22 protein-coding genes are annotated in these 22,912 nt (G+C 62.6%); 13 read left to right on the top strand and 9 right to left on the bottom strand.

Annotated elements, in window-relative coordinates; translation table 11 throughout:
- Positions 1 to 571 precede the first annotated feature (571 nt).
- Genes FQV39_RS32815 through FQV39_RS32790 form a run of 6 tightly spaced genes read left to right on the top strand, consistent with a single transcriptional unit; the run spans position 572 to position 5,431 of the window.
- A complete protein-coding gene (locus FQV39_RS32815) occupies positions 572 to 1,411 on the top strand; it encodes an ABC transporter ATP-binding protein (RefSeq protein ID WP_149134638.1) in 840 nt (279 codons plus the stop codon).
- Positions 1,408 to 2,400, top strand: coding sequence for an ABC transporter substrate-binding protein (locus FQV39_RS32810; protein WP_149134637.1), 993 nt, complete (start codon positions 1,408 to 1,410; stop codon positions 2,398 to 2,400). The genes FQV39_RS32815 and FQV39_RS32810 overlap by 4 nt, the downstream gene beginning before the upstream one ends.
- Positions 2,400 to 3,200, top strand: coding sequence for an ABC transporter permease (locus FQV39_RS32805; RefSeq protein WP_149134636.1), 801 nt, complete (start codon positions 2,400 to 2,402; stop codon positions 3,198 to 3,200). Before FQV39_RS32810 ends, FQV39_RS32805 begins: the two co-directional genes overlap by 1 nt.
- The gene (locus FQV39_RS32800) at positions 3,193 to 3,981 is read left to right on the top strand and encodes an ABC transporter permease (RefSeq protein WP_149134635.1); all 789 of its coding nucleotides are present in this window, start codon (positions 3,193 to 3,195) and stop codon (positions 3,979 to 3,981) included. The genes FQV39_RS32805 and FQV39_RS32800 overlap by 8 nt, the downstream gene beginning before the upstream one ends.
- A complete protein-coding gene (locus tag FQV39_RS32795) occupies positions 3,978 to 4,799 on the top strand; it encodes an alpha/beta fold hydrolase (protein ID WP_210251271.1) in 822 nt (273 codons plus the stop codon). Before FQV39_RS32800 ends, FQV39_RS32795 begins: the two co-directional genes overlap by 4 nt.
- Entirely contained in the window at positions 4,796 to 5,431 is a 636-nt protein-coding gene (locus FQV39_RS32790) for a TetR/AcrR family transcriptional regulator (protein WP_149134634.1), read from the top strand. Before FQV39_RS32795 ends, FQV39_RS32790 begins: the two co-directional genes overlap by 4 nt.
- Positions 5,432 to 5,715: 284 nt before the next feature.
- On the opposite strand, the gene FQV39_RS32785 is transcribed toward FQV39_RS32790, so the two are convergent.
- Positions 5,716 to 6,165, bottom strand: a complete 450-nt coding sequence (locus FQV39_RS32785; RefSeq protein ID WP_149134633.1) for a nuclear transport factor 2 family protein — start codon at positions 6,163 to 6,165, stop codon at positions 5,716 to 5,718.
- An 80-nt stretch (positions 6,166 to 6,245) separates the two neighbouring features.
- The gene (locus FQV39_RS32780) at positions 6,246 to 6,998 is read right to left on the bottom strand and encodes an SDR family NAD(P)-dependent oxidoreductase (protein ID WP_149134632.1); all 753 of its coding nucleotides are present in this window, start codon (positions 6,996 to 6,998) and stop codon (positions 6,246 to 6,248) included.
- Between the two features lie 119 nt (positions 6,999 to 7,117).
- Here FQV39_RS32780 and FQV39_RS32775 point away from each other — a divergent pair, with 119 nt between their 5' ends.
- Positions 7,118 to 8,026 carry a LysR family transcriptional regulator gene (locus tag FQV39_RS32775; protein WP_149134684.1) on the top strand — a complete coding sequence of 303 codons (909 nt, stop codon included), beginning with the start codon at positions 7,118 to 7,120 and terminating at the stop codon, positions 8,024 to 8,026.
- A gap of 316 nt (positions 8,027 to 8,342) precedes the next feature.
- On the opposite strand, the gene FQV39_RS32770 is transcribed toward FQV39_RS32775, so the two are convergent.
- Positions 8,343 to 9,224 carry a LysR family transcriptional regulator gene (locus tag FQV39_RS32770; RefSeq protein WP_149134631.1) on the bottom strand — a complete coding sequence of 294 codons (882 nt, stop codon included), beginning with the start codon at positions 9,222 to 9,224 and terminating at the stop codon, positions 8,343 to 8,345.
- A 358-nt stretch (positions 9,225 to 9,582) separates the two neighbouring features.
- Here FQV39_RS32770 and FQV39_RS32765 point away from each other — a divergent pair, with 358 nt between their 5' ends.
- From FQV39_RS32765 to FQV39_RS32750, 4 genes are all read left to right on the top strand, one after another.
- Positions 9,583 to 10,764, top strand: coding sequence for an L-talarate/galactarate dehydratase (locus FQV39_RS32765; protein WP_149134683.1), 1,182 nt, complete (start codon positions 9,583 to 9,585; stop codon positions 10,762 to 10,764).
- Between the two features lie 128 nt (positions 10,765 to 10,892).
- Positions 10,893 to 11,852 (top strand): Bug family tripartite tricarboxylate transporter substrate binding protein, encoded by a 960-nt coding sequence (locus FQV39_RS32760; protein ID WP_248313570.1) that lies wholly within the window; start codon positions 10,893 to 10,895, stop codon positions 11,850 to 11,852.
- A gap of 105 nt (positions 11,853 to 11,957) precedes the next feature.
- Positions 11,958 to 12,413, top strand: a complete 456-nt coding sequence (locus FQV39_RS32755; RefSeq protein WP_149134629.1) for a tripartite tricarboxylate transporter TctB family protein — start codon at positions 11,958 to 11,960, stop codon at positions 12,411 to 12,413.
- Positions 12,414 to 12,423: 10 nt separating this feature from the next.
- Positions 12,424 to 13,929, top strand: coding sequence for a tripartite tricarboxylate transporter permease (locus FQV39_RS32750; RefSeq protein WP_149134628.1), 1,506 nt, complete (start codon positions 12,424 to 12,426; stop codon positions 13,927 to 13,929).
- 205 nt (positions 13,930 to 14,134) lie between these two features.
- Here the strand turns inward: FQV39_RS32750 and proC are convergent, their stop codons facing one another.
- The 6 genes from proC to FQV39_RS32720 form a co-directional block, all read right to left on the bottom strand.
- Positions 14,135 to 14,974: a pyrroline-5-carboxylate reductase gene (gene proC / locus FQV39_RS32745; protein WP_149134627.1), complete on the bottom strand. Its 840-nt coding sequence runs from the start codon at positions 14,972 to 14,974 to the stop codon at positions 14,135 to 14,137.
- A 270-nt stretch (positions 14,975 to 15,244) separates the two neighbouring features.
- Positions 15,245 to 16,360: an amino acid ABC transporter permease gene (locus tag FQV39_RS32740; protein ID WP_149134626.1), complete on the bottom strand. Its 1,116-nt coding sequence runs from the start codon at positions 16,358 to 16,360 to the stop codon at positions 15,245 to 15,247.
- Between the two features lies 1 nt (position 16,361).
- On the bottom strand, positions 16,362 to 17,534 hold the full coding sequence (locus FQV39_RS32735) for an amino acid ABC transporter permease (protein ID WP_149134625.1): 1,173 nt from the start codon (positions 17,532 to 17,534) through the stop codon (positions 16,362 to 16,364).
- 87 nt (positions 17,535 to 17,621) lie between these two features.
- Complete coding sequence (locus tag FQV39_RS32730; protein ID WP_149134624.1) at positions 17,622 to 18,653, bottom strand: amino acid ABC transporter substrate-binding protein; 1,032 nt, start codon at positions 18,651 to 18,653, stop codon at positions 17,622 to 17,624.
- 379 nt (positions 18,654 to 19,032) lie between these two features.
- Positions 19,033 to 19,419: a hypothetical protein gene (locus FQV39_RS32725; protein WP_149134623.1), complete on the bottom strand. Its 387-nt coding sequence runs from the start codon at positions 19,417 to 19,419 to the stop codon at positions 19,033 to 19,035.
- Between the two features lie 138 nt (positions 19,420 to 19,557).
- The gene (locus FQV39_RS32720; RefSeq protein WP_187640403.1) at positions 19,558 to 20,490 is read right to left on the bottom strand and encodes a LysR family transcriptional regulator; all 933 of its coding nucleotides are present in this window, start codon (positions 20,488 to 20,490) and stop codon (positions 19,558 to 19,560) included.
- A gap of 225 nt (positions 20,491 to 20,715) precedes the next feature.
- Here FQV39_RS32720 and FQV39_RS32715 point away from each other — a divergent pair, with 225 nt between their 5' ends.
- Both FQV39_RS32715 and FQV39_RS32710 read left to right on the top strand, forming a co-directional pair.
- Positions 20,716 to 22,041: an MFS transporter gene (locus FQV39_RS32715; RefSeq protein ID WP_149134621.1), complete on the top strand. Its 1,326-nt coding sequence runs from the start codon at positions 20,716 to 20,718 to the stop codon at positions 22,039 to 22,041.
- Between the two features lie 86 nt (positions 22,042 to 22,127).
- Positions 22,128 to 22,895 carry a LamB/YcsF family protein gene (locus FQV39_RS32710; protein ID WP_149134620.1) on the top strand — a complete coding sequence of 256 codons (768 nt, stop codon included), beginning with the start codon at positions 22,128 to 22,130 and terminating at the stop codon, positions 22,893 to 22,895.
- Positions 22,896 to 22,912: the final 17 nt, after the last annotated feature.

Here is a 22,912-nt window from a genome sequence, read left to right as displayed (position 1 = left end):
TCCCGCTCAGCAAGGTCATTGGGCTTACGTTAATGTCGGCTTGTCCGACAATCAACGGTGCTTTCGGCCCGCGAGCTTTTCAGCGATGTTTCGATCGATCAGCGCACACCGGACTATCGCACTCATGGTGGAGGAATCGCCGCCTGCGGCATCGATATGTTTCAGTCCGCCGACCATGCCGGTGCGAGCCCGGCAAAGCTCCGAGGTGGCTGCGGTCCAAATGTGGGGGCCGCTCGATTCGTCCCCAGCCTGCCGTGCACGTCCGCTTCCGGGCGGTGGCTCAGAGTCCGGAACTGGCGCATCTCTCTCGGACAAGCGGCGGAATATCTGCGCATTTCACCCAGACGAGCCACGGGCGTTTGTGGGCCTGTCCAGAGTCGGACGGCGAGAGCAGCAACGCCGAGAACAGTCTTAAACTTCATCGGCACCCGGCGTCCTGGGCCGAAACCGCGTGGCACCTGACGTCAGCAGATGCGGGCTGCCGCCGCTTCAGCGGATCGAGGATTGGCTGGATTTGCCAGGCTGAGTAGTGGGCCATTTTGGTGAGTGCCTATCGGCAATATTCGTCGCCTTGACAGCGAGACAACATACCGTCTTTATACGATACGGTTTAGTAAAGTCAGGGCGGCCGATGGCTTCTGCGGCGATCTCGTTCGATAGTGTCGCGCTGCGCATTGCAGGTTCCACAATCTATGAGGATCTGAGCTTCGAGGTCGCGGCGGGAGAGTTTCTCTGCCTTCTGGGGCCATCGGGCTGCGGCAAGTCCACCGCCTTGCGGCTCATGGGCGACCTCATGCCTCACTCGGGCGGTCGCATCCGGATCAAAGGCCAGCCTCCGTCGCAGGCCTGGAACCAGATGGCCTATGTTTTCCAGTCGCCGCGGCTGCTGCCGTGGAAGAGCGCGATCGATAATGCTGCATTCGGGCTCGAACTTCGGATGCCGGCGATGCCCGTCGCCGAGCGCCAGGAGCGCGCGCTGCTGCAGATGCGGCGTGTCGGCCTGGGCGAGGACGGGCACAAGATGCCGGCAGTGCTGTCTGGCGGCGAGAAGCAGCGCGTCGCCATCGCGCGGGCCTTCGCCCTCGATCCCGACATCATTCTGATGGACGAGCCGTTCTCGGCGCTGGATCCCAACACCCGCACGCGCCTGCGCCGTCAGGTCGTCGAGCTCTGGCAGGGCTCCGGCAAGACGGTCGTCTTCGTCACCCACGACATCGACGAAGCGCTGATGCTGGCCGACCGCATCATCGTGCTGCGGCCCAAGCCTGCGACGGTTGCGCGAACGCTGACGATCGCCACGCCGCGCCCGCGTGATGTCGAAAACGAAGCGGCGCTGCGCGCCATGCGTGCCGAACTGGCCGCACTGTTCCATGAGATGGGCGAACCCGAGCACGAGGAGATCACGGCATGAGGCAGGGCTGTACGAGGCGAACCGCGCTGGGCATGGCGTTGGCTCTGCCGTTGGCGACCGGCGCGCAGGCCCAGGCCGCCACGCTCAAGTTCGGCTATCTCGCCGATCCGTCGCATGAAGCCGCGTTGTGGGCTTTGCGGAACGGCAAGGTGGCTTCTCCGACGCTGCGCATCGAGAGCACGCCGCTCGATATCGCGGCGCTGATCCAGGCGACCGCCGCGCGCAGCTACGACGTCATCGAGACCGCCGCAATCGCGGTGCCGCGCGCTCGGGAACGTGGGCTCGACCTGCGCATCATCGGCACCGGCCTGCGCTATCACACGTCCGGCGAGGGTTCCGACATCTGGGTCAGGCGCGACAGCCCGATCAAGTCCGCCGCCGACCTCAAGGGCAAGAAGCTCGCGATCTACGCGATCGGCTCGGCAGGCACGACGCTGATCCGGATCGCGCTCGCCGATGTGCACGGCTTCAACGTCGCCCAGCGCGGCGGCGATATCGAACTCGTCGAGATGCCGGCGCCGGCCATGCCGGCCGCGCTGGCGGCGGGCCGGGTCGATGCGGCGACGCTGATCCATGCCCAGGCCTTCCAGGCGCAGACGACGGGCGAATTCGTTTCGATCGCCCGCACGGCCGGCGACATGACGCAGCGCTTCGGCGTCCGCATGGTTTCCGCCGTGCTGGCCGGATATGGCGACAAGCTCGACGCCCAACCGGCACTTTACCAGGAGTTCCTGCGCGCGCTGCGGGCTTCGGTCGATTACGCGCTCGCCAACCAGGACGAGGTCTTCGCAGCCGTCGGCAAGGAGACGCAGACCGACCCCGAGTTCTTCAAGGCCTGGTTCACGCGCTTTTCCGAGTTCCCGGTGACGCTGCTGCCCGACGACGTCAAGGCGATCGACATCCTCTGGAAACGCTCGGTCGAGATGGGGATCCTGACAAAGCTGCCGCCGATGAACGAGGCGATCTGGCAGAAGGTCAATCGCGGCTGATGCCTGTCTCGTCGGCACCGAGGGGGACAGCGACAAGCCTCTGGCGCCTGCTGCAGCGCGACATCGTTCTGCACGGCTTCACCGTTGCCTTCGCGGCGGCATGGTGGGGCTACGCGCAGCTGGTGCCAGCCTATCTCCTGCCGGGCCCCCGGCCGGTGCTGCAGCGCATGGCGCAGTTCCTGACCGACCCCACGCTGACCGTGCAACTTCTGGCTTCGCTGGGCCATGTCGCGGCCGCGCTCGTGCTTTCGTTCTTGATCGGCGGCACGCTCGCGGTCGCCGCCCATGCGGTGCCGCCGTTGCGCCTGTTGATCGATGCGAGGATGACCCCATTGCTCAATGCCTTCTCGGGGATCGGCTGGCTTTTCCTTGCTATACTCTGGTTTGGGATCAACAGCGTGACCGTCGTTTTCGCGGTGACGCTCATCCTGACGCCGTTCACGACCATCAATATCAGGACCGGCCTGAACGAACTCGATCGCGAGCTCGTCGAGCTTGGCCGCAGCCTGACGCGTAGCCGGTTGCCGCGGATCCGGACGTTGATTGTCCCGATGCTCGTGCCTTTCGTCTTCGCCGCGCTGCGGACCGGCTTCGGCGTCGCCTGGAAGGTCGTGCTGACGGCCGAGCTCTTCGGCGGCAATGTCGGCGTCGGCTACCTGCTCAACACGGCGCGGCAGGAGTTCGACACCGAGACGATCTTTGCCATCATCGTCTTCATCATCCTGTTCGTTGCGCTGACGGAGACGGTGCTGTTCCGACCGCTGCAGCGCCGGCTCGACAGGCGTTATCGCCATGGCTGAGCCGCAAGCCGCCCGTCCCCGCGCCGGCCTGATGTCGCACGGTCTCGCGGAAGGCGCGATCCTGCTCTTCGTGCTGTTGTGGTGGTCGACGGCGCGGGGCCTGCCCGCCTTCGTGCTGCCGGGACCCTGGGACGTGCTGCGGACTTTCGGGACGATCCTGGTCGAGCCCTCGCTGCTCATCCATGTCGGCGTCAGCTTCGCCCGGATCACGGCGGCGCTTATGCTCACCATGGCGCTCGCGATCGGGCTCGGACTGGCGGCGCGGGCCTCCGAGCTCTTCTCCCTCGTGCTGGAAGCGCGCATCCTGCTTGTACTGAATTCGTTTCCCGGCGTCGGCTGGGCGATCCTTGGCGTGATGTGGTTCGGCGTCTCGAACGGCACCGTTATCTTCATCCAGGTGGCGATCGTGCTTCCGTTCTGCCTCATCGCCGTGCTCGAAGGCTTTCGCCAGATCGATGCCGAACTGGAGGAGATGGGCCGTAGCTTCACGCGGAGGCGTTGGCTAAGTTTTACCAACGTCACGCTGCCGCTGCTCGCGCCGTTCCTGATCTCGGGCCTGCGCGTGGCAACAGGCATCGCGTGGAAGATCGCGCTCGTCGCCGAACTTTTTGGAGCCCAAACCGGGCTGGGCTACTTGCTCGTTCAGGCGCAGTCCAACGCCAACGCTGCGATGGTTTTCGCCATCTGCCTCGTCATCGTCGTCATCGTCTTCGCGCTGGACCGGCTGCTGCTGCGTCCGCTGGCGCAGGCCTATTCGCGCAATCAGGGAGGAACCTCATGACAGCCTGGACCACGACGCGCATCGGGCCTGCGCCCTTCATCGCCGTCGATCATGCAGGCCGGGGCGAGCTCGTCGTCTTCATGCACGGCATCGGCGGCAACAAGCGCAACTGGCACGACAATCTGCCAGCTTTTTCCGAGCGGTTCCACGCCGTCGCCTGGGATGCGCGTGGCTATGGCGAAAGCGACGATTACGAGGGGGACCTGATTTTCCGCGATTTTTCGCATGATCTGGCGCGTGTGCTGGACCATTTCGGCGCCGCGAAGGCGCATATTGTCGGCCTGTCCATGGGCGGTCGCATCGCCATGGATTTCGTCGAAACCTACCCCGAACGCGCGCTGACGCTTTCGCTATGCGATACGCATCGCGGCTTCTCGCATTTCAGCGAGGAGAAGAAGGCTGAGTTCATCCGACTCAGGAAGGAGCCGCTAGTCAACGGCGGCGAGCCCAAGGACATCGCCGGTCCGGTGGCGAAGACGCTGGTCAGCGCCAATGCCAGCCAGGAAGCGCTCGACAAGCTGATCGACAGCATGACCCGCCTACACAAGGCGAGTTACATCAAGAGCATCGAATCGACGGTGCGTACCGATACCCATGACAGGCTCGGCGAGATCGCGGTGCCGACCCATGTCGTGTGCGGCGGCGAGGACCGGCTGACCACGCCCGAGATGGCGCGCGAGATCGCCGGCATGATCCCCGGCGCGGAGCTGACGATTATTCCGGGCGCCGGCCATCTGGTGAACATCGAAAAGCCGCGCGAATTCGACAAAGCGGTGATTGGCTTCATTACTAGGCATAGTAGAGCGCCCGCCGCATGATCGCGCCGGCTCCGACGAAGCGGCGACGTCCGGTTGCGACCTCGCCGCGCGATCGCGTGGCGAGGGTCGCGCGCGACCTGTTCATCGCCCATGGTTTCGCCGCCGTCAGCATCGACGAGATCGCGCGCCGCGCCCAGGTCTCGAAGCCGACGATCTATGCCCATTTCGGCGACAAGGAGCGGTTGTTCCTGCATATTCTCGAAACCGCCTGCACAAGGCTGATCGCGCCGCTAATTAGCGAGGATGCGCGGGGTCGGCCGATCGCAGAGGTGCTGCGCAACCACGCCCATCACTATGCACGTGCCGTGCTGGCGCCCGAGGTGGTGGCCCTGCACCGGCTCTGCGTAGGCGAGGCTCAGCGCTTTCCGTCCATCAGCCGGCGCTATTTCGAGCAGGGACCCGAGATGGCCCATAAGGCGTTGGCGGCCTTCCTGCAGGAGCGCGCCGATGCCGGAGAGATCGCTTGCGCCGATTGCGACCTCGCGGCCTGGCACTATGCGTCACTCGTGATCGCGACGGCACGCACGCGCCTGCTGTTCCGCGTCGAGGATGCTCCGCATTGGCCCGAGATCGATCGCATGGTGGCATCAGCCGTCGAACTTTTCCTGCGGGGTATAGCGGCCGACGCTTGATTACCGATAGGCCTCTCGTGCGTCCGCTTTTGGGCGGCGTCTCAACGTCGGCAATTGGCGCTGAGAGTTAGCGAGATCCTAGCGACATTGGCAGTTGCCGGCGAGGTTTGGATGCGATCGTTCTCTCGCGGTATCATATCAGCAGCTGGGGCGAATGCTGGCTGACAGAGTAGACCAAAGCAGTCCGTCATTCCCCTGGAAGGAATGACGGACGATTGTCGAGGTTTCTATCGTCAGCCCAGCATCCGAGACGTTTCGCCCGCGGATTTCTGGCTGCAGGGCGCTTATCCGCGATTCAACGCAGCACCCAGGTTTTCGAGAACACCGAGCTGCTGCAGGATGACCGACGGCAGGTTGTAGCAGTGGAAGGAGGTGACCTTCCCGTCCTTCAGGTGGAACACGTCGCAGCACGGCGCATCCATCCTTTTGCCGGTTGCGGGTAAGATCCCGCCGGCCATGTAGAAATCGCCCTTATGCGTGCCCTGCAGGGCCAATTCGACGATCACGACGTCGTCTTTCACGTAGAAGTCGTACAGCTCGCGATGCATGTCAGGAAACGCCGCGACCATCGCGTCGACAGGCAGGCCGATCTCCTTGCCATAGTATTTCCTGCCGCCCGGTACGTCGTAGAAATAGCCGTCCTCGGCGAACAGCGAGATGAATCTGTCCGTGTCCTTGGACGACGCCTCTGCTAGCGCGTAGAGGCTGCGGATGATGTCTTCATTGGTCAGCATGACTGGAAACGCCTGTTGGATTTAGTCTGTGAATGGAAAGGGCTGCCGCCGGATGCGGCTGTCTGATGACTGTTTGCAACTCAGATCTGGACCTGGCCGCCATCGACGAAGAGCTCGATGCCGTTGACGAAGCTCGCCTCATCGGATGCGAGGAACAGAACGGCCTTCGCAATTTCCTCGGGCTGACCGACCCTGCCTGCAGGGATCAGGCTGGCGAGATAGTCCTTGGTGCCTTTCGCCTGGTCACCGCCGCCGAAGAGCTCGTCGAGCCCTGCCGTCTCGGTCACGCCGGGGCTGATCGCGTTGACGCGGATGTGCCGATCCTTGAGATCCAGAATCCAGTTCCGGGCGAAGTTGCGCACCGCGGCCTTGGTGGCGGAATAGACGCTGAAGGCCGGCGTGCCGGAAATGCTGGTGGTCGAGCTGGTCAGGATAACCGAAGCCCCGTCCTTCAGCAGCGGAAGCGCCTTCTGGACGGTGAAGAGCACACCCTTCACGTTGGTGTCGAAGGTGCGCTGGTAATGCTCCTCGGTGATCGCGCCGAGAGGTGCCATTTCACCGCCGCCCGCATTGGCGAAGACCACGTCGATCTGCGCATGCTTCTGCTGGATGGCATCGTAGAGCCGATCGATGTCGGCGAGCTTCGACATGTCCCCGCGGACACCGGTGACCTTGCCGCCGATCTGCTTCACCGCGGCGTCGAGCGCGTCCTGCCGGCGGCCGGTGATGAACACCGAGGCACCTTCGGCGGCGAAAGCTTTGGCGGCCGCGCGGCCGATGCCGCTGGTCCCGCCCGTGACGACCACAACCTTGTTGTCGAATCTGCTGTTCATTATCGATCTCCTCGAAGTCTGTAGGCGGCGAAGCGCCGCTGCCCTTCTGACATGCGATAAGAACGATGATGCGTGTAGTCGCCGAATATGGCACTCATCGTTCCACAGACGGAACGATGATGAAGATCGACTTGAACGACTACGCCTATTTCGCCGAGGTCGTGGCTCACGGTGGCTTCGCCCCGGCCGGCCGGGCGCTGCGCGAACCCAAATCGAAGCTCAGCCGGCGCATTGCAGCGCTGGAGGAGCGGCTTGGGCTACGGCTGATCGAACGATCAAGCCGGCGCTTCCGCGTGACCGATACGGGCCTTGCCTTTTACGATCGCTGCCGGGCGATCATGGCGGAGGCGGAGCAGGCCGAGGCGCTGGTCATGCAGGCTCAGTTGGAACCGCATGGCCGCATCCGCTTCAGCTGTCCCACCGGCATGTTGGAGCCGATCTCGGGCCTGATATCGTCCTTCCTGGCCAAATATCCCAAGGTGCGTCTGCAGCTCGTTGCGACTGACCGGCCCGTCGATCTGATCGCGGAGCGGATCGATCTGGCGCTGCGGGTTCGCGCGGCCCTGACGAGCGACGCCGCCCTGACGATGCGCACGCTTGGGCTCTCGACACGCATTCTCGTCGCCGCGCCACGGCTCGCGAGCCAGGTGGCCGACGTTACCCAGTTGGCCGCGCTGCCCACCCTCGCGACCAGTGACGATGCGGACGATCTGGAATGGCAGCTCGAATCCGAAGACGGCGGCACTCGCGCCGTCCGTATCACGCCACGGATGGGTTGCGCCGATATGATGGCGGTTCGCCAGGCCGCTATCGACGGACTGGGCGTTGCGATCTTGCCCGATCATGTCTGCCGTGAAGCGCTGTCCGACGGGCGCCTCGTCCGGGTCCTGCCAGCTTGGCACGGGCTTAAAGGCATCGTGCACTTGGTCTTCACAACTCGGCGCGGGCTGCCTCCAGCGGTCCGGGGACTGATCGATCATCTCGCGGCTGGATTTCAGAGAGAGTTGGCCGCGAAGGCGTCGATGTGAGGCAGACGTTCGGCGGCGAGGCGCCACACTCCATGCGGAGACCTGGATTCTGCTGGGTCGGTCCGTCCATGGCGCAGCTCGCACATCCTCCGCCAGCCATGAAGCGGCAATGAGTTCGGGCCATTAAGCGACGTTGTCGCTTCCGGAAAAATTTGAACGTGAGACTTGGAATGGGCGTCCCCGAAGAGGCGGCCGGCTCGATAGCTTCAGCCTGTTTGGGCGCGGATACCCTCAGCGCAAGCGCCGGCAAAGACGGTCTTCGTCCGGATGCCATATGCGCGCTCTATGTCACGCCGGTCTGGCTTTGCCGATCCGGTCAGTTCAGGGCAAGCATGAGCTGTCGCAGCGATGGAAGAGCGGGATTGCGATTATCGCGACGCCAAACAACATGGAACTCCGTTGCTGCTGATTGGCCGAGCTGGATCGGCCGGAGGACGACATTGTCGAAACACGCATTGCGCGTTTCTTCTGGAACAATCGCTATACCGAGGCCGGTGCTGACGAGAGAGACGATGCCCTGGGCCTGGCTCATGAATTGTACGAAATTTGGCTGAACACCGGCTGCCCGGAACGCACCGATGAGGACATCGTGCATAAATCGGCCGGCAGTTGAATACATGATGAAGGGCTCGCGGTGAATTTGCGCGAGCTGCGGACGGCGCCTGCCGGCGAGATGATGCTCGACTGGAAGGGCGAGCGCGAAACCCGAGCGGTAGACACAAGCCGAGTCAAAATCCTCGTGGACGCTGACAGGTCTGGCGACGCCGATATCGATCCTGCCAAAGGCGAGCGCCTCCTCCTGCTCGACGGAACTGAGCTCCTCGAAGATGAGCTCGATATGGGGGAGGTCCGTCCGTGCGCGGCGCACCAAGCGCGGCAAGTAGTCATAGGTTGACGCTGCTGCGAACCCGACTCTGACGGTGCCCGCCGAGGGCTGTGCCGCCTCCCGCGCGATCTTCATAGCCACTTCGCTGCGCTGCAGGATCCCGCGCGCCTCCGCCAGGAAAGCCCGGCCAGCCGAAGTCAGCTCGACGGAGCGGCTCGTGCGATTGAACAGCGCGACCTTCAGCGTCTGTTCCAGCGTCTGAATCTGACGGCTGAGGGGAGGCTGCGTGATGTGAAGGCGTTTAGCCGCCCGTCCGAAATGGAGCTCGGACGCGACCGCGACGAAGGAGCGGAGCTGGGAAAGCTCGAACATCAATGCTCAATTGGTATTGTTTCGATCCAAAATTGAGCTTGGACGAGAATTGATTATCCGTCTACCTCCTAGCTGAGTTCACCCGCCCAGGCGGGGCATGCCCCGGAGAGGGCAGCGCAGCGGAGTTTGCTGAGCGAGGGAGGAAAGCGACGCCGGCAACACTCCGACGATATCGGCTCTGCGACACGAGGCCTGCGGCACTGCCGGCGCGATCATGGCGCGTCGGGCCGCGCAAGGCCGCTTTGCTCAGCTCTGTGACTGAATATCGCCGCTGGCCGCGCCGAGGCGACCCGCAGTCGCATCAATCGAAACATTCGGTTTTCAGCCCCATCAGGAGAGTCATTCAGTGAACGAAACGATGTCATGGACCATCGCGGCCAATCCGCTCACCGCCGGCCTCGAAGCGGGCGAGGCGACGACCGACCGAATCGCCTGGGTCAAGCTGTCACTGGTCTTCCTCCCGCTGGCGGCCCCCATAAGCGACGCGAAGGTGCTGACGGGGCGCCAAAGGCCTTTGACCGAGATCGCCTTCCTCTTTGCCGAGATCGAAACCGAGCAGGGCCATAGCGGCATTGGTTACAGCTACTCCAAGCGCGCCGGCGGCTCCGGCCAGTTCGCTCATGCCAAGGAGATCGCGCATGAGCTGATAGGCGAGGATCCGAACGACATCGCCCGGCTCTGGGATAAGCTTGTCTGGGCCGGCGCCTCGGTGGGTCGCAGCGGATTGTCGACACAGGCGATCGCCGCCTTCGACATCGCGCTCTGGGACCTGAAGGCCAAGCGCGCCCGGCTGCCGCTTGCGAAGCTGCTTGGCGCACACCGGGACTCGGTGCGCTGCTACAACACCTCCGGCGGTTACCTTTCGATGCCGATCGAGGAGGTCAAGGACCGGGTGTCGATGGCCCTCGAAAACGGCATCGGCGCGATTAAGCTCAAGGTCGGCCAGCCCGATCCGAACGTCGACCTGAAGCGCATCGAAGCTGTTCGCGAGCATATCGGCGACGTGCCGCTGGCCATCGACGCGAACCAGCAATGGGACCGCACGACGGCTCTGCGGTTCGGCCGCATCGCCGAACAGTTCAACCTGACTTGGATCGAGGAGCCGCTCGACGCCTACGACTACGAAGGACATGCCGCGCTCGCGGCCGAACTCGCAACTCCCATCGCCACGGGCGAGATGCTGACCAGCGTCGACGAACATTACGAGCTGATCCGGCACAACTCGGTCGACTTCATCCAGCCCGATGCTCCGCGCGTCGGCGGCGTCACACCGTTTCTGAAGATTCTCGCCCTCGCTGACCACCGCAAGCTGCAGCTCGCACCGCATTACTGCATGGAGATCCACCTCCATCTCACAGCCGCCTATGGCCGCGAGCCATGGGTCGAGCATTTCGAATGGTCGGAAGCGATGTTCAACGAGACGCTCGAGATCAGGAACGGCCGCATGATCGTGCCTAACCGGCCCGGCCTCGGCTTCAGCCTTAGCGAGCAGGCCCGCAGTTGGACCCAGGAACAGGCCGAGGTCGGCAAGCGGAGGTGAGCCTTCACCGAGCCCAGGCTCGTTCGCATGAGGCTGCGCCGAATGCCGGGATACGGCACGCGAAAAATCAAAGGAAACGCCACAATCCCAGGGGATACGCCATGAAAATAAACTTATCGAAGTGCTTCATGCTTGCGACCGCGGCGCTAGGCATCGGCGGGCTGGCCTCGTCTATGCCTGTCGCGGCCCAGAGCTATCCTACCAAGCCAATTACCTTCATCGTTCCTTTCCCCCCGGGAGGAACCAGTGACACCATGGGACGACTTGTCGCCCAGGAGCTCGGTAAATCCCTTGGACATACGGTCGTGGTGGAAAACCGCGCTGGCGCGAACGGCAACATCGGTTCTGCCGCGGCCGCGCGCGCGGCACCGGATGGCTATACGCTGATCCTTTCGGGTGTCGGATCGCATGCCATCAACGCCGGCATCTATAAAAACCTGCTGGCCGATCCCATAACCGACTTCACGCATATCACCCTGATCGCATCGGGTGCGAACGCCATCGCCGTCAATTCGGCCTTCCCCGCCAAGACATTGAAGGAGCTGATCGATCTGGCGAAGAAGGAGCCGGGCAAGTACAACTACGCCAGCTCAGGCGTCGGCTCTTCCGGCCATATGGCGATGGAGCTGTTTAAGATGAAGGCCGGCGTCAAGATCGACCACATCCCCTATCGCGGAGGTGCACCGGCGATGACCGATGTCATGGGCGGGCAGGTGCCGATCCTGATCACCAATGCCGATGCGATTCTGCCCCATGTCAAGACCGGCAAGCTGCGCATTCTCGCGGTGACCAGTGCCGAACGGAACGCGATGTATCCGGACACGCCGACGATCGCAGAAAGCGGTTTTCCCGACGTCGTAGCGGTGTCATGGACGGGCATCTCGGCTCCGGCAAAGCTGCCGGCCGAAATCGTCGCTCGCTTGCAGCAAGAGACGGCCAAGGCGGTAAAGGGGCCGATCGAGAAAAGGCTCGAGGCTGTCGGTCTCGTGTCGGGCGGGATTAGTTCGGCGGACTTCAATAAGTTCGTCGCCGGCGAGGTCGCCAAGTGGAAGGCGGTAGCTGAGAGCGCGGGCATCACGGCCGAATAGCGGACCGGCTGCTAGTCGTCGGGCGGCACGAACTTCGCAGTGTGTCGCGGACCTTGCCGTTGGCTGGTCAACCATTGCGCCGATGGGCGCCCTGACAGGAGGGGAATGATGCTTCGTAGCCCGAAGGATTTTGGGGCGGGCCTTCTGTATGTTGGGCTGGGCCTTGCAGCGTTGTGGTTCGGGCGGGACTATTCGGTCGGCTCGGCCGGGCGGATGGGTCCCGGCTATTTCCCGCTGGTGCTCGGTAGCCTGATGGTGCTGATCGGGATCGCCAGCTTGGTGCGCTCCTTCCTCGTCGCCGGCTCGCCGATCGGCGCCGTCGCCTGGAAGGCGCTCGTCCTGATCGTCGGGGCGACCTCCCTGTTCGGCTGGCTGCTGCCGCGGGCGGGGACGATCGTCGCGCTGATGGCGCTGATCCTGGTCAGTGGCACCGCCAGCCGGCACTTCCGCCTCGACTGGCGCAACCTCGCCATCGCGCTTGCTATGACGCTCGCCTGCGTCCTCGTCTTCATCAAGGGGCTGGGCGTACCGATGCCGATCCTCGGCTCGTTCTTCGGTTAGGCGGCGGCACATGGACATCCTTGGCAATCTCTGGCTCGGCTTGACCACGGCCGGCACCTTCGCGAACCTGCTCTATTGCTTCATCGGCGTCTTCCTCGGCACCGCGATCGGGGTGCTGCCAGGGCTGGGGCCGACTGCCACCATCGCCATGCTGCTGCCAATCACCTTCGGCCTGCCGCCGGAATCGGCCCTGATCATGCTGGCGGGCATCTATTACGGCGCCCAGTACGGCGGCTCGACCACCGCCATCCTGGTCAACCTGCCCGGTGAGAGCTCATCCGTCGTCACCGCGCTCGACGGCTACCAGATGGCCCGCCAGGGCAAGGCAGGACGCGCGCTCGCCACTGCGGCCATCGGCTCCTTCTTCGCCGGCACCGTCTCGACGATCCTGGTCGCGCTGTTCGCGCCGCCGCTGGCCGAACTCGCCCTCAAATTCGGTCCGGCCGAGTACTTCTCCCTGATGGTGCTCGGCCTCGTCGCCTCGATCGTGCTGGCCAATGGCTCGCTTCTGCACGCCGTCGGCATGATCGTGCTCGGCCTGCTGCTCGGACTGATCGGTGCCGATATCAACTCCGGCACCGCGCGCTACACCTTCGGCCTCCCCGAACTCCAGGACGGCATCGGCTTCGTGATCGTCGCCATGGGTGCTTTCGCGCTTGGCGAGATTGTCTCAAATCTCGAGGACGAGACTGGCCGATCGGTGATGCTGGAGAAGGTCACCGAGCTGATGCCGACGCGCGAGGACTGGGGACGGATCTGGGCGCCGATCCTGCGCGGGACCGGCTTGGGTTCGGTGCTCGGCATCCTGCCCGGCGGCGGCGCCATGCTCGCATCTTTCGCTGCCTACTCGCTGGAGAAGAAGGTCTCGCGGACGCCTCAAGCGTTCGGCAAGGGCGCGATCGAGGGCGTGGCCGGCCCCGAAAGCGCCAACAACGCCGGGGCCCAGACCTCCTTCATCCCGATGCTGACGCTGGGCATTCCCTCGAACCCGGTGATGGCATTGATGATCGGCGCCATGATCATCCAGGGCATCCAGCCCGGCCCGTCGGTGATGACCGAGCAGCCGAGGCTGTTCTGGGGCATCATCGCCTCAATGTGGCTCGGCAACCTGATGCTGCTCGTGCTGAACTTGCCGCTGATCGGAATCTGGGTGCGGATGATCCGCGTGCCCTATCATAACCTATTCCCGGCGATCCTGGTGTTCTGCGCGATTGGCGTCTTCAGCCTGAACAACACCACATTCGACGTATATCTGATGGGGCTGTTCGGCGTGCTCGGCTACGTTTTCCGCAAGTTCGACTGTGAGCCGGCGCCGATGCTGCTGGGCTTCATCCTCGGCCCTATGATGGAAGAGCATCTGCGCCGCGCCCTGCTGATCTCCAGGGGCGACCCACTCATCTTCGTCACCCGCCCAATCAGCGCCGCTATGCTGGTCGGCGCCGCAATCCTCCTCGCCACCGTCCTCGCGCCCGCAATCCGAAAAAGCCGCCAGGAAGCATTCCAGGAAGATGGGTGACCGAGATGACGCCTGACGATGAGCCGAAAAAGGGACCGGAGAACCTGCGCAGCGTTCGGTGGGGTGCGAAGGACGATTTTGCCGCGACGGTGCAGGAGAGAAAACTAATCGATCGTATATCGAACCACATAATAGGCGTACAGAGCCGTTTCTGAAGTATTGTTATAAATTCTATGTATAATAATCCGTCAGCATTCACGTGGGTTCAGCCCGAAAGCTCTCCAGCGCGTAATTTGGCAGCGGCCACGGCCTTGCGCATCAGCGGTTTCATGCCGTCCTCGGCCATCAGCACCTCGAGCGCAGCAGCGGTGGTCCCGCCGGGCGAGGTCACGTTCTGGCGCAGCGTGCCGGGCGGCAGCGGCGACTGGAACAGCAATTCGCCGGCCCCCTCCACCGTTGCCCGCGCCAACCGCTCCGCGACATCGGCCGGCAGGCCGGCGTCCTTGCCGGCAGCGGCCAGGCATTCGACGAGGTGGAAGACATAGGCCGGTCCCGACCCCGATATCGCGGTCACCGCATCGATCAGCCCCTCGTCGTCGAGCCATTCGACCTTGCCGATGCTGCCGAGCAAGGCATCAGCGGTGGCACGCTGCGCCGCGCTGACACCCTTGCCGGGTGCGGCCGCAGTGGCGCCGCGCTGCACTGCGGCCGGCAGGTTCGGCATGGCTCGGATGATCGCGTTGGCGTTAGGCAGGCGCGCCGAAAGATCGCCCAGCGTCTTGCCGGCAAGGATCGAGATCAGCAGCGTCTTGGGATGGATGAAGGCCTGCACGGCCGGCGCCGCGGTATCGAGCATCTGCGGCTTGGTCGCGAGCACGACGACCTCGGCGGCGGGGATGTCCTTGGCGGAAGGGTTGACCCGCATGCCCTTCTCTTGGGCGAGCGCGAACATCTCTTCCGACGGCTTGGGATCGATCAGGCTGATACCCCTCGGATCGATACCGATGCGCAGCCAGCCCTCCAGCATTGCGCCACCCATTTTGCCGGCGCCGATCAGCACCAGCGATTGCGCGCAACAAACTGCGGGGGATTTTGTGTGTACCATGGGGCCTCCCGGAGTGAGATAAATAACATGGCGCCCGGATAAACGAGTTAATCAATTTTCGCTAGGATATAGCGAATTTATCCGAGTTTGAGTAGTATAGCTCAGCGGATTGCGCAAACTATGAATAGATTTCCTGATTTTAGGGCGGTTAACTGTATTGCTGGCGCGCCGGAGAGATGAATATTGCTTTCGACTTTTCCCGCCGAATAGGCCAAAGTATCCTCAGTGTGCAGGACGGAAATTGTGGGGCCCGAAAATTCTTCATCAGTCCTAATGGTGATGCACGGTTTTCAGGCGTCTTTCGATGAAGCGGCTATAGGAGCCCATGCCGTAGCTGAACACGGCATAGACCAGCGCCGCGAAGATATAGCCCTCCAGCACGGCGATGCCCTGCCAGACCGGATCGCGCATCGCCGAGCGGACTGTGTCGAGGAAGTCGAGCAGGCCGATGATGGTGACCAGCGTCGTGTCCTGGAAGAAGCCGATGAAGATGTTGACCAGCGGCGGGATCACGATCTTCAGCGCCTGCGGCAGCACGATCTTGCGCATCGACAGCCAGTAGCCGAGGCCAAGCGAGGCCGCCGCCTCGTGCTGGCCCTTCGGCACGGCCTGCAGGCCGCCGCGCACGGTTTCGGCGATATAGGCGCCGGCGAAGATGATGATCGCGACCTGGGCTCGCAGCAATTTGTCGATGGTCACGCCATCCGGCATGAACAGCGGCAGCATCACCGAGGCCATGAACAGGATCGAGACCAGCGGCACGCCGCGCACCATCTCGATGAAGACGACGGCGATGACCTGGATCGCCGGCAGCTTCGAGGAGCGCGCCAGCGCCAAGAGCACGCCGAGGACGAAGCCGAAGGCGAGGCCGACCGAGGAGAGCATGAAGGAGAGCGGCAGGCCGCCCCAGTTCGTGGTGTTGACCACGGTGAGGCCGAAGACCCCGCCATACATCAGCACGCCGCAGGTGATGACGACGGCGAGCCAGAGCCAGAGCAGGCGGCGCGACCAGAAGCGCGGGATCATCGAATAGATCATCGCACCCAGGAAGAGCAGCACCGCCAGTGCCGGCCGCCAGTGCTCGTCATAGGGGTAGAAGCCGAAGATCATGAAGCGCAGCTTCGCCGCCAGGAACGGCCAGCAGGCGCCGGCTCCGGCCGCAGCCTTGCAGGTCTGCGGGCCGCCCTCGACGATGGCGCGGGTGACGAGCCAGCCCCAGGCGCCGGTGATCAGACGATAGATCAGCCAGAGGCAGGCGAAGGTGACGACGGCGTTGAAGGGCGAGCCGATATAGGGCTTGAGCAGGGCGAACCAGCTTTGCGCTGGCCGCGTCGGACGCTCGTCGGGGACGGATGCGAGGGTGTTGAGCTGAGCGGTGTCGGTCATCTCAACGCTCCACCAGTGCGACGCGGGCGTTGTACCAGTTCATCAGCATGGAGATCGTGATCGACATGCCCAGATAGACCATCATGAAGATGGCAATGCCCTCGATCGCCTGCCCGGTCTGGTTCATTGTGGTGTTCGAGACCATCACGAGGTCGGGATAGCCGATGGCGATGGCCAGCGACGAGTTCTTGAAGGTCGAGAGATAGGAGCTGGTCAGCGGCGGAATGATCACGCGCAGCGCCTGCGGGAGGACCACGAGCCGCATGGTCTGGCGGTCATGCAGGCCGACCGAGCGCGCGGCCTCCCACTGCCCGCGCCCGACCGAGAGGATGCCGGCGCGGACGATTTCGGCGATGCCCGCGGAAGCCGAGAGGCCGAGCCCGACCAAGAGCGCGGTAAATTCAGGCGTGACCTGCACGCCACCGGTGATGCGGAAGCGGCCCTTTTCCGGCCAGTTCACCACCATGTCCGGCTGGAAGACCAGCATGGCCAGGAGGACCGGGACGACGAGCGCGGCCAGGACATAGGGCCAGGCCATGCGGCTCTGGCCGGTGGCGACGCGCTTGCGGCGGAAGGCCGACGCGACGATGCAAGCCAGCACGATGCCGAGGACGGCGGCCGCGAGCACGCCAGAATGTGCCGATGACCAGCGCAGCGAGGGCACGATCAGGCCGCCATTGCTGAGAAAGACATCGGGCAGGATCTGCCAGGCTTCGCGCACCGGCGGGAAGACCGCGACGATGAGCGCATACCAGAGGAAGAGATAGAGCAGCAGCGGCACGTTACGCAGCGCCTCGACATAGAGAAGGGCCAGCGTTGAGAGGATCGGATTGCGCGACAGCCGGGCGATGCCGACGGCGAGGCCCAGCACGGTCGACAGGGCGACCGCGAAGACCGAGACCCAGACCGTGTTGAGCAGGCCGACCAGGATGGCGCGGCCATAGGTGTCGCCGGAATCGTAGGAGATGAAGGACTGGCTGATGACGAAGCCGGCGGGCCGGGAGAGATAGGCGAAGCCCGTTGCGATGTTCTGGTCCGCCAGCTTCCGCGAGACGGTGCTGAAGAGATAGAAGCCGATGCCGACGACGAGCGCGACCGCGACGACCTGGTAGAGTACGGCGCGGACGCGCACGTCATAGAGCAGCCGCACCGGGCTGGAATCGGAGGTGGCCATCGGGCTGTTCCGGGCTGGGGACGCATCGGCCGCGCGGCGGCGGCCGATGGTCTCAGGTCAATCGAGGGAACGCACGTCAGGCCGGGATCACCGGAACGGCGGGGAATAGAGCAGGCCGCCCTTGTTCCAGAGCTGGTTGGGGCCGCGCGAGAGGCCGAGCGGGGTCTTCTCGCCGAGGTTGCGCTCGAAGATTTCGCCGTAATTGCCGAGCTGCTTGATGGCGTTATAGGCCCATTTGTTGTCGAGGTTCAGCATCTTGCCGAGATCGCCGCTGACGCCGAGCAGGCGCTGGATCTCGGGATCCTTGCTCTTGAGCTGCTCGTCGATATTGCCCTTGGTGATGCCATATTCCTCGGCCGCGATCAGGGCGTTGACCGTCCAGGAGACGATATCGCGCCAGTTGCTGTCGTTCTGGCGGACGACGGGGGCAAGCGGCTCCTTGGAGATCGTCTCGGGCAGGATCACGTATTGCTTGGGGTCATTGGCGATGGCGCGAACCGAGGCCAGATCTGAGCGGTCGGAGGTAATCACGTCGCAGCGGCCGGAGAAGAAGGCGTTACGCCACTCGTCGGGATTCTCGAAGACCACCGCCTCGTACTTGATGTTGCGCGGCTTGAAGTAGTCCTCGAGGTTCTGCTGGGTCGTGGTCCCCGGCTGCACGCAAATTGCCGCTTGCGACAACTCCGCCGCGCTCTTCACGCCGAGCTTGGCTGTGGCCATCAGGCCCTGGCCGTCGTAGAAAACGACCGGCGCAAAATCGAGGCCGAGCGAAGCGTCGCGCGAGAAGGTGGCCGTGGTCTGGCGCGAGAGCAGATCGACCTCGCCGGACTGAAGGCCCTGGAAGCGCACATTGGTGTTGAGCGGAACGAAGTCGACCTTGTCGGGCACGCCGAAGATGGCGGAGGAGACGGCACGGCAGACATCGGCGTCGAAGCCCTGGCGAACGCCCTTGTCATCGGCATAGGAGAAGCCTGCAGAACTTGGAGATACCCCGCAGAGAATCCGACCCCGCTTTTTGACGGCCTCCAACGTCGCTTGTGCGGAGGCAGGCGAAATAAATGCGGAAAAGGCCGCAGCGGCGAGGCCCATCGCAAGAAGGGTCTTGGGAAGCTGGTTCATGGAATCCCCTTTGCTTTACATTATTTGTTATGTTGCGTCATCACGCGGTCGTGGCGACCAATGGCGACCGTAATACTCAGCCAACGAGCGCGGTATTCGTTCGATTTTATATCAGTAATGTGCACCCATTATGCTTTTCAAATTTTTGCTGCGGGCTTGCTGCCCGCCGGATTGGGTGGGTAATTTACAATAAGCGCTCGAATTATTTTTCCCGAAAGAAAATAAGGTTCGGCGACATTTAGGTGTCGCCGTTGGACAAATTTAGGATGTATTGAAGCGGTGTGCTGGAAAATCTGAGGCTGTATATTTGAAATAATTATAAATCAATGTTTTGACAAATCGAGTATCTGCATCTGTTGGTTATATTAATAAAATACAGTTAGTACGTTATCGTGTGTAATATTGAAAATTCGCGCTCGGACGGGGATATTTTGTAGATGTGGTGTTTCCTGTTGCGCGTATGTTGTCGAATTTCGCTCGCCCAGCGGCCTGCTTCGCAAGCTTCGGCCCAGGCCTCACTCTCCAAAACCTTTGGATCATCGATTTCGTAAATGGCGGTGTAAATCGGGTCGGGCTCAGGCATAGGGACCAGCTCACCCCCAATGCGGATCCGAAAAGGCTGACCCTTCATCCGGGTGACCTTCCGAACGCCGGGAACCGAGGCCAGATGAGCGGCGTGCTCATCGTAGATTTCATTGAATAAACGCTCGTGTTCGAGAGCCACGTCCATGGAAGCGATCAAGACATACGGAGCCGAGAACGGCATTCGGTCATCCTTCCGTTTGCATCACCACCGGGGATGCGTGGGCGAGCACATTCATTAAGTCATACCCTGGTGCATCGCGCTCGACCCTTGCCGTTTGAACAAACCAGCATTTCCTTCCAGTTTAGCGGGCAGTTGGCCTCATGGGACCTCCACGATCGCTCCACAATCATGTGTGCTCCGAAATTCGCTTAATATACCTCGCATCAAATCGATAACTGCACGCCCAAGACGCTCGGGCGGACGGTCCTTTTGGTAGACGAGATGAGTGGTGCTATGAACTTCGGGATCGACAATTGGAACCGCCGCCATCAGGCCATGCTCGACTTCTCTTTGCACCGCCCCATAAGGCAGTACCCCGATCGACATTCCATCCATGACCAAATCCTTCATGAGAGTAACAGAATCCACATCCATGAGGGGAGTGATGGTCAAAGACGAGCGATTTGCGTAGTCGACAAGCAGCCGGTGGATTGAATTTTGAGGTGATGGGAGTAGTATAGGTTGGTCCAGCAATGATTTTAAAGGTATTCCGCTTGCGTACTTGGCCATAATCTCACGCGTACCAATCGCAAACAGCCTCTCGGTTGCGATGTGCTCAGTCATCAACCTTGGCCCAGCATCAGACGATCCGTTGACGAACGCAAAATCAACTGTTCCAGCTCGAGCCCAGTTCAATAAGTAGCCGCTATATCCTTCAACTAAACAAGGTTGGATTTTCGGGAAAATCTCGCGGCATCGGCGCACTAGCGAGAGGCCGCAGACTGAGATTAATGAGGGAGTTGCGCCTATCGTAACGTCGCCGCTTAGCTGCGCGCCGCTAGAGGCAACCTCGCGACGCGCTAGTTCGGCATCGCGGAGAAGGTTGGTGGCATGGTCAAGGAGGAGGCGCCCTGAGTCCGTGAGCTGCATACCACGACCGTCGCGATTGAAAAGCCGTACTCCGAGTTCATCCTCCAATCCCTTGACAACTCGGCTGATTGCTGGGCTGGCGACGTGCAGGCGCGTTGAAGCCTGAGCAATACTCTGGCCTTCTGATACGGCGACGAAATAGCGCAACTGCCAGAGTTCCATACTAGCCGTCTCCAGGCCGCAGAGAGCCGGTATCTTTAGCCGGGCCCAGCAGGCTTTCCAGCTGGAATACGAACAATCGTCACATTTCCAGCAATGCTGATTTGCCGACACGGTCCTTTTCGAGCACCCGTCGCCACGCTCCCTATTCATGCTCGAGGCAGAGATGCGGCCCGCCCGGCATCCCAGCGTCGACAAGTTCTATTAAGAACGACAAAGAGGGGTTCAATGCAAACTATCTCAGCCGTGTCGCCGAGGGTTTCGCCTGTCGCGACGGTCCAAGCTGATCGCACCAAGATGCGCAAGCTCGCGATGGCGAGCATGATCGGCACGTCACTCGAATGGTATGAATTCACAATTTACAACTCGATGGCGGCGCTCGTCTTTAACAAGCTATTCTTTCCGACGTTTGATCCGATCGTGGGGACGATTCTCGCTTTCTCAACCTATGCCGTCGGCTATGTTTCGCGGCCCGTCGGAGGCGTCGTCTTCGGTCGCCTAGGTGACAAGATCGGCCGCCGCTACATCCTGATCCTCACGCTCGGCCTCATGGGTCTGACGACGCTGGCGATGGGGTTGCTGCCCACCTATGCGGCCATCGGTATCGCCGCGCCGCTGCTGCTCGTAGCGCTGCGCTTTCTGCAAGGCGTGGCGCTCGGCGGAGAATGGGCCGGAGCCGTCTTGCTCTCGCTTGAGCACGGTAAGCCGGAAGATCGCGGTATGAATGCCGCCTGGACGCAGGTCGGCCCCTCCGCAGGCACTCTGCTGGCGGCTGGGGTGATCGCGATAATCACTTGGATTCAAACCGAGGAACAGTTTCTGTCCTGGGGCTGGCGAATTCCGTTCCTGGTGAGCATCGCGCTGATCGCGTTCGGCTTCTGGATTCGACGGTCTGTCGATGAATCCCCGCTCTTCAACGAAATGGAAGCAGAAAACGCCACGCCGAAGGCTCCGATCAGGGAAGTATTGAACTCTCACTCCAGGAATCTCGTCATTGCCGGGGCCTGTCGGATCGGCTCCGACGTTGTCTACGGGTTGCTCGCGGTCTTCACGCTGACCTATGTGACGCAGCGCCTCGGAGTCGGGCGTGCCGTAGCGTTGACCGCGGTGCTCATCGGTGCTGCCGTGCACGTGCTGTTTGTGCCGGTCTTTGCGCGCCTGTCTGACAAATGGGGCCGCCGCCCGGTCTATGGATTCGGCGCGCTTGCCTCGATCGTCTGGGCCGTCGCCTTCTTCTATCTGCTCGATACGAAGGAGCCTCTGCTGATCGTCCTGGCGGTCTCGATCGGCATGGTCTTTCAGGCGGCCATGTACGGGCCTCAGGGCGCCTTCATCACTGAGCAGTTCACCACGCGCGTACGCTACACGGGCTCGTCGCTGGCCTACACCTTCGCGGGAGTTCTCGGCGGAGCGTTCGCGCCGCTCATCTTCGCGACCTTGCTCCAGCAGTATTCCGGGACGTTCGCCCTGACGGCATATGTCTGGGCCGCCTTGGCCGTCACGCTCGCGGCAATTATCGCCGCGAGGGAGACGGCCGGCCGGCACCTCGACTGACACAGCGCGGCACGCCGCCTGGCGGCTCTGTCCGAAGAATGGCCAAGCGGCGAGCTCATTTCCACTCACTTCGCGAGAACACGGCAATGACCTTGAGCATCGATCTCAACTGCGACATGGGCGAGGGCTACGGCGCCTACGACATCGGCAACGATGCCGAGATGCTCAAGGTAGCAACGTCGGCGAACGTCGCCTGCGGCTTCCACGGCGGCGACTTCTCGGTGATGGCGCGCGCATTTCGCGCCGCCAAGGTGAACGGCGTGGCGGCCGGTTGCCATCCGGGCTATCCGGACCTCTGGGGCTTCGGCCGGCGCGAGATGTCCTTCTCGTGCCAGGAGCTTCAGGAATTGACGGCCTATCAAATCGGCGCCGCAGCCGCGGTGGCCAAACTGGCCGGTCATCGCCTCACCCATGTCAAGGTGCATGGCGCGATGGGGCATCTGCTAATGCACGACGTCGCAGCATGCGAGGCGGTAGCGGCCGCCATCAAGGCGGTGGATGCCGAGCTGATCGTCACGGTGCTCGTAGCGACCCGTTTCGAGGAGGTGGGCGAGGCAGCCGGCCTGCGGCTCGCCCGCGAGATTTTCGCCGATCGAGCCTATATGGACGACGGCCGGCTCGTTTCGCGCAAATTGCCAGGCGCCGTCATCCACGATCCTGACGTGGCGGCCGAGCGGATGGCCCAGATGGTACAGGAGGGCGCCGTCATCACTCAGTCTGGCAAGCGCATCAAAGGGAAGATCGACACCATCTGTATCCACGGCGACACACCGGGCGCTGTCGCTATCGCCAAGGCGGTCAAGGCGAAAATGATCGCGCTCGGAATCGATGTGCGCCCCTTCGCCAGCACCTGAGTGACTGCGAGACGTGG

Origin of the sequence: Bosea sp. F3-2, assembly GCF_008253865.1 — a bacterium.
In the GTDB taxonomy this organism is placed as follows: domain Bacteria; phylum Pseudomonadota; class Alphaproteobacteria; order Rhizobiales; family Beijerinckiaceae; genus Allobosea.
Note: the sequence above shows the minus strand (reverse complement) of the source record. Positions and strands in the feature narration are given on the sequence as shown.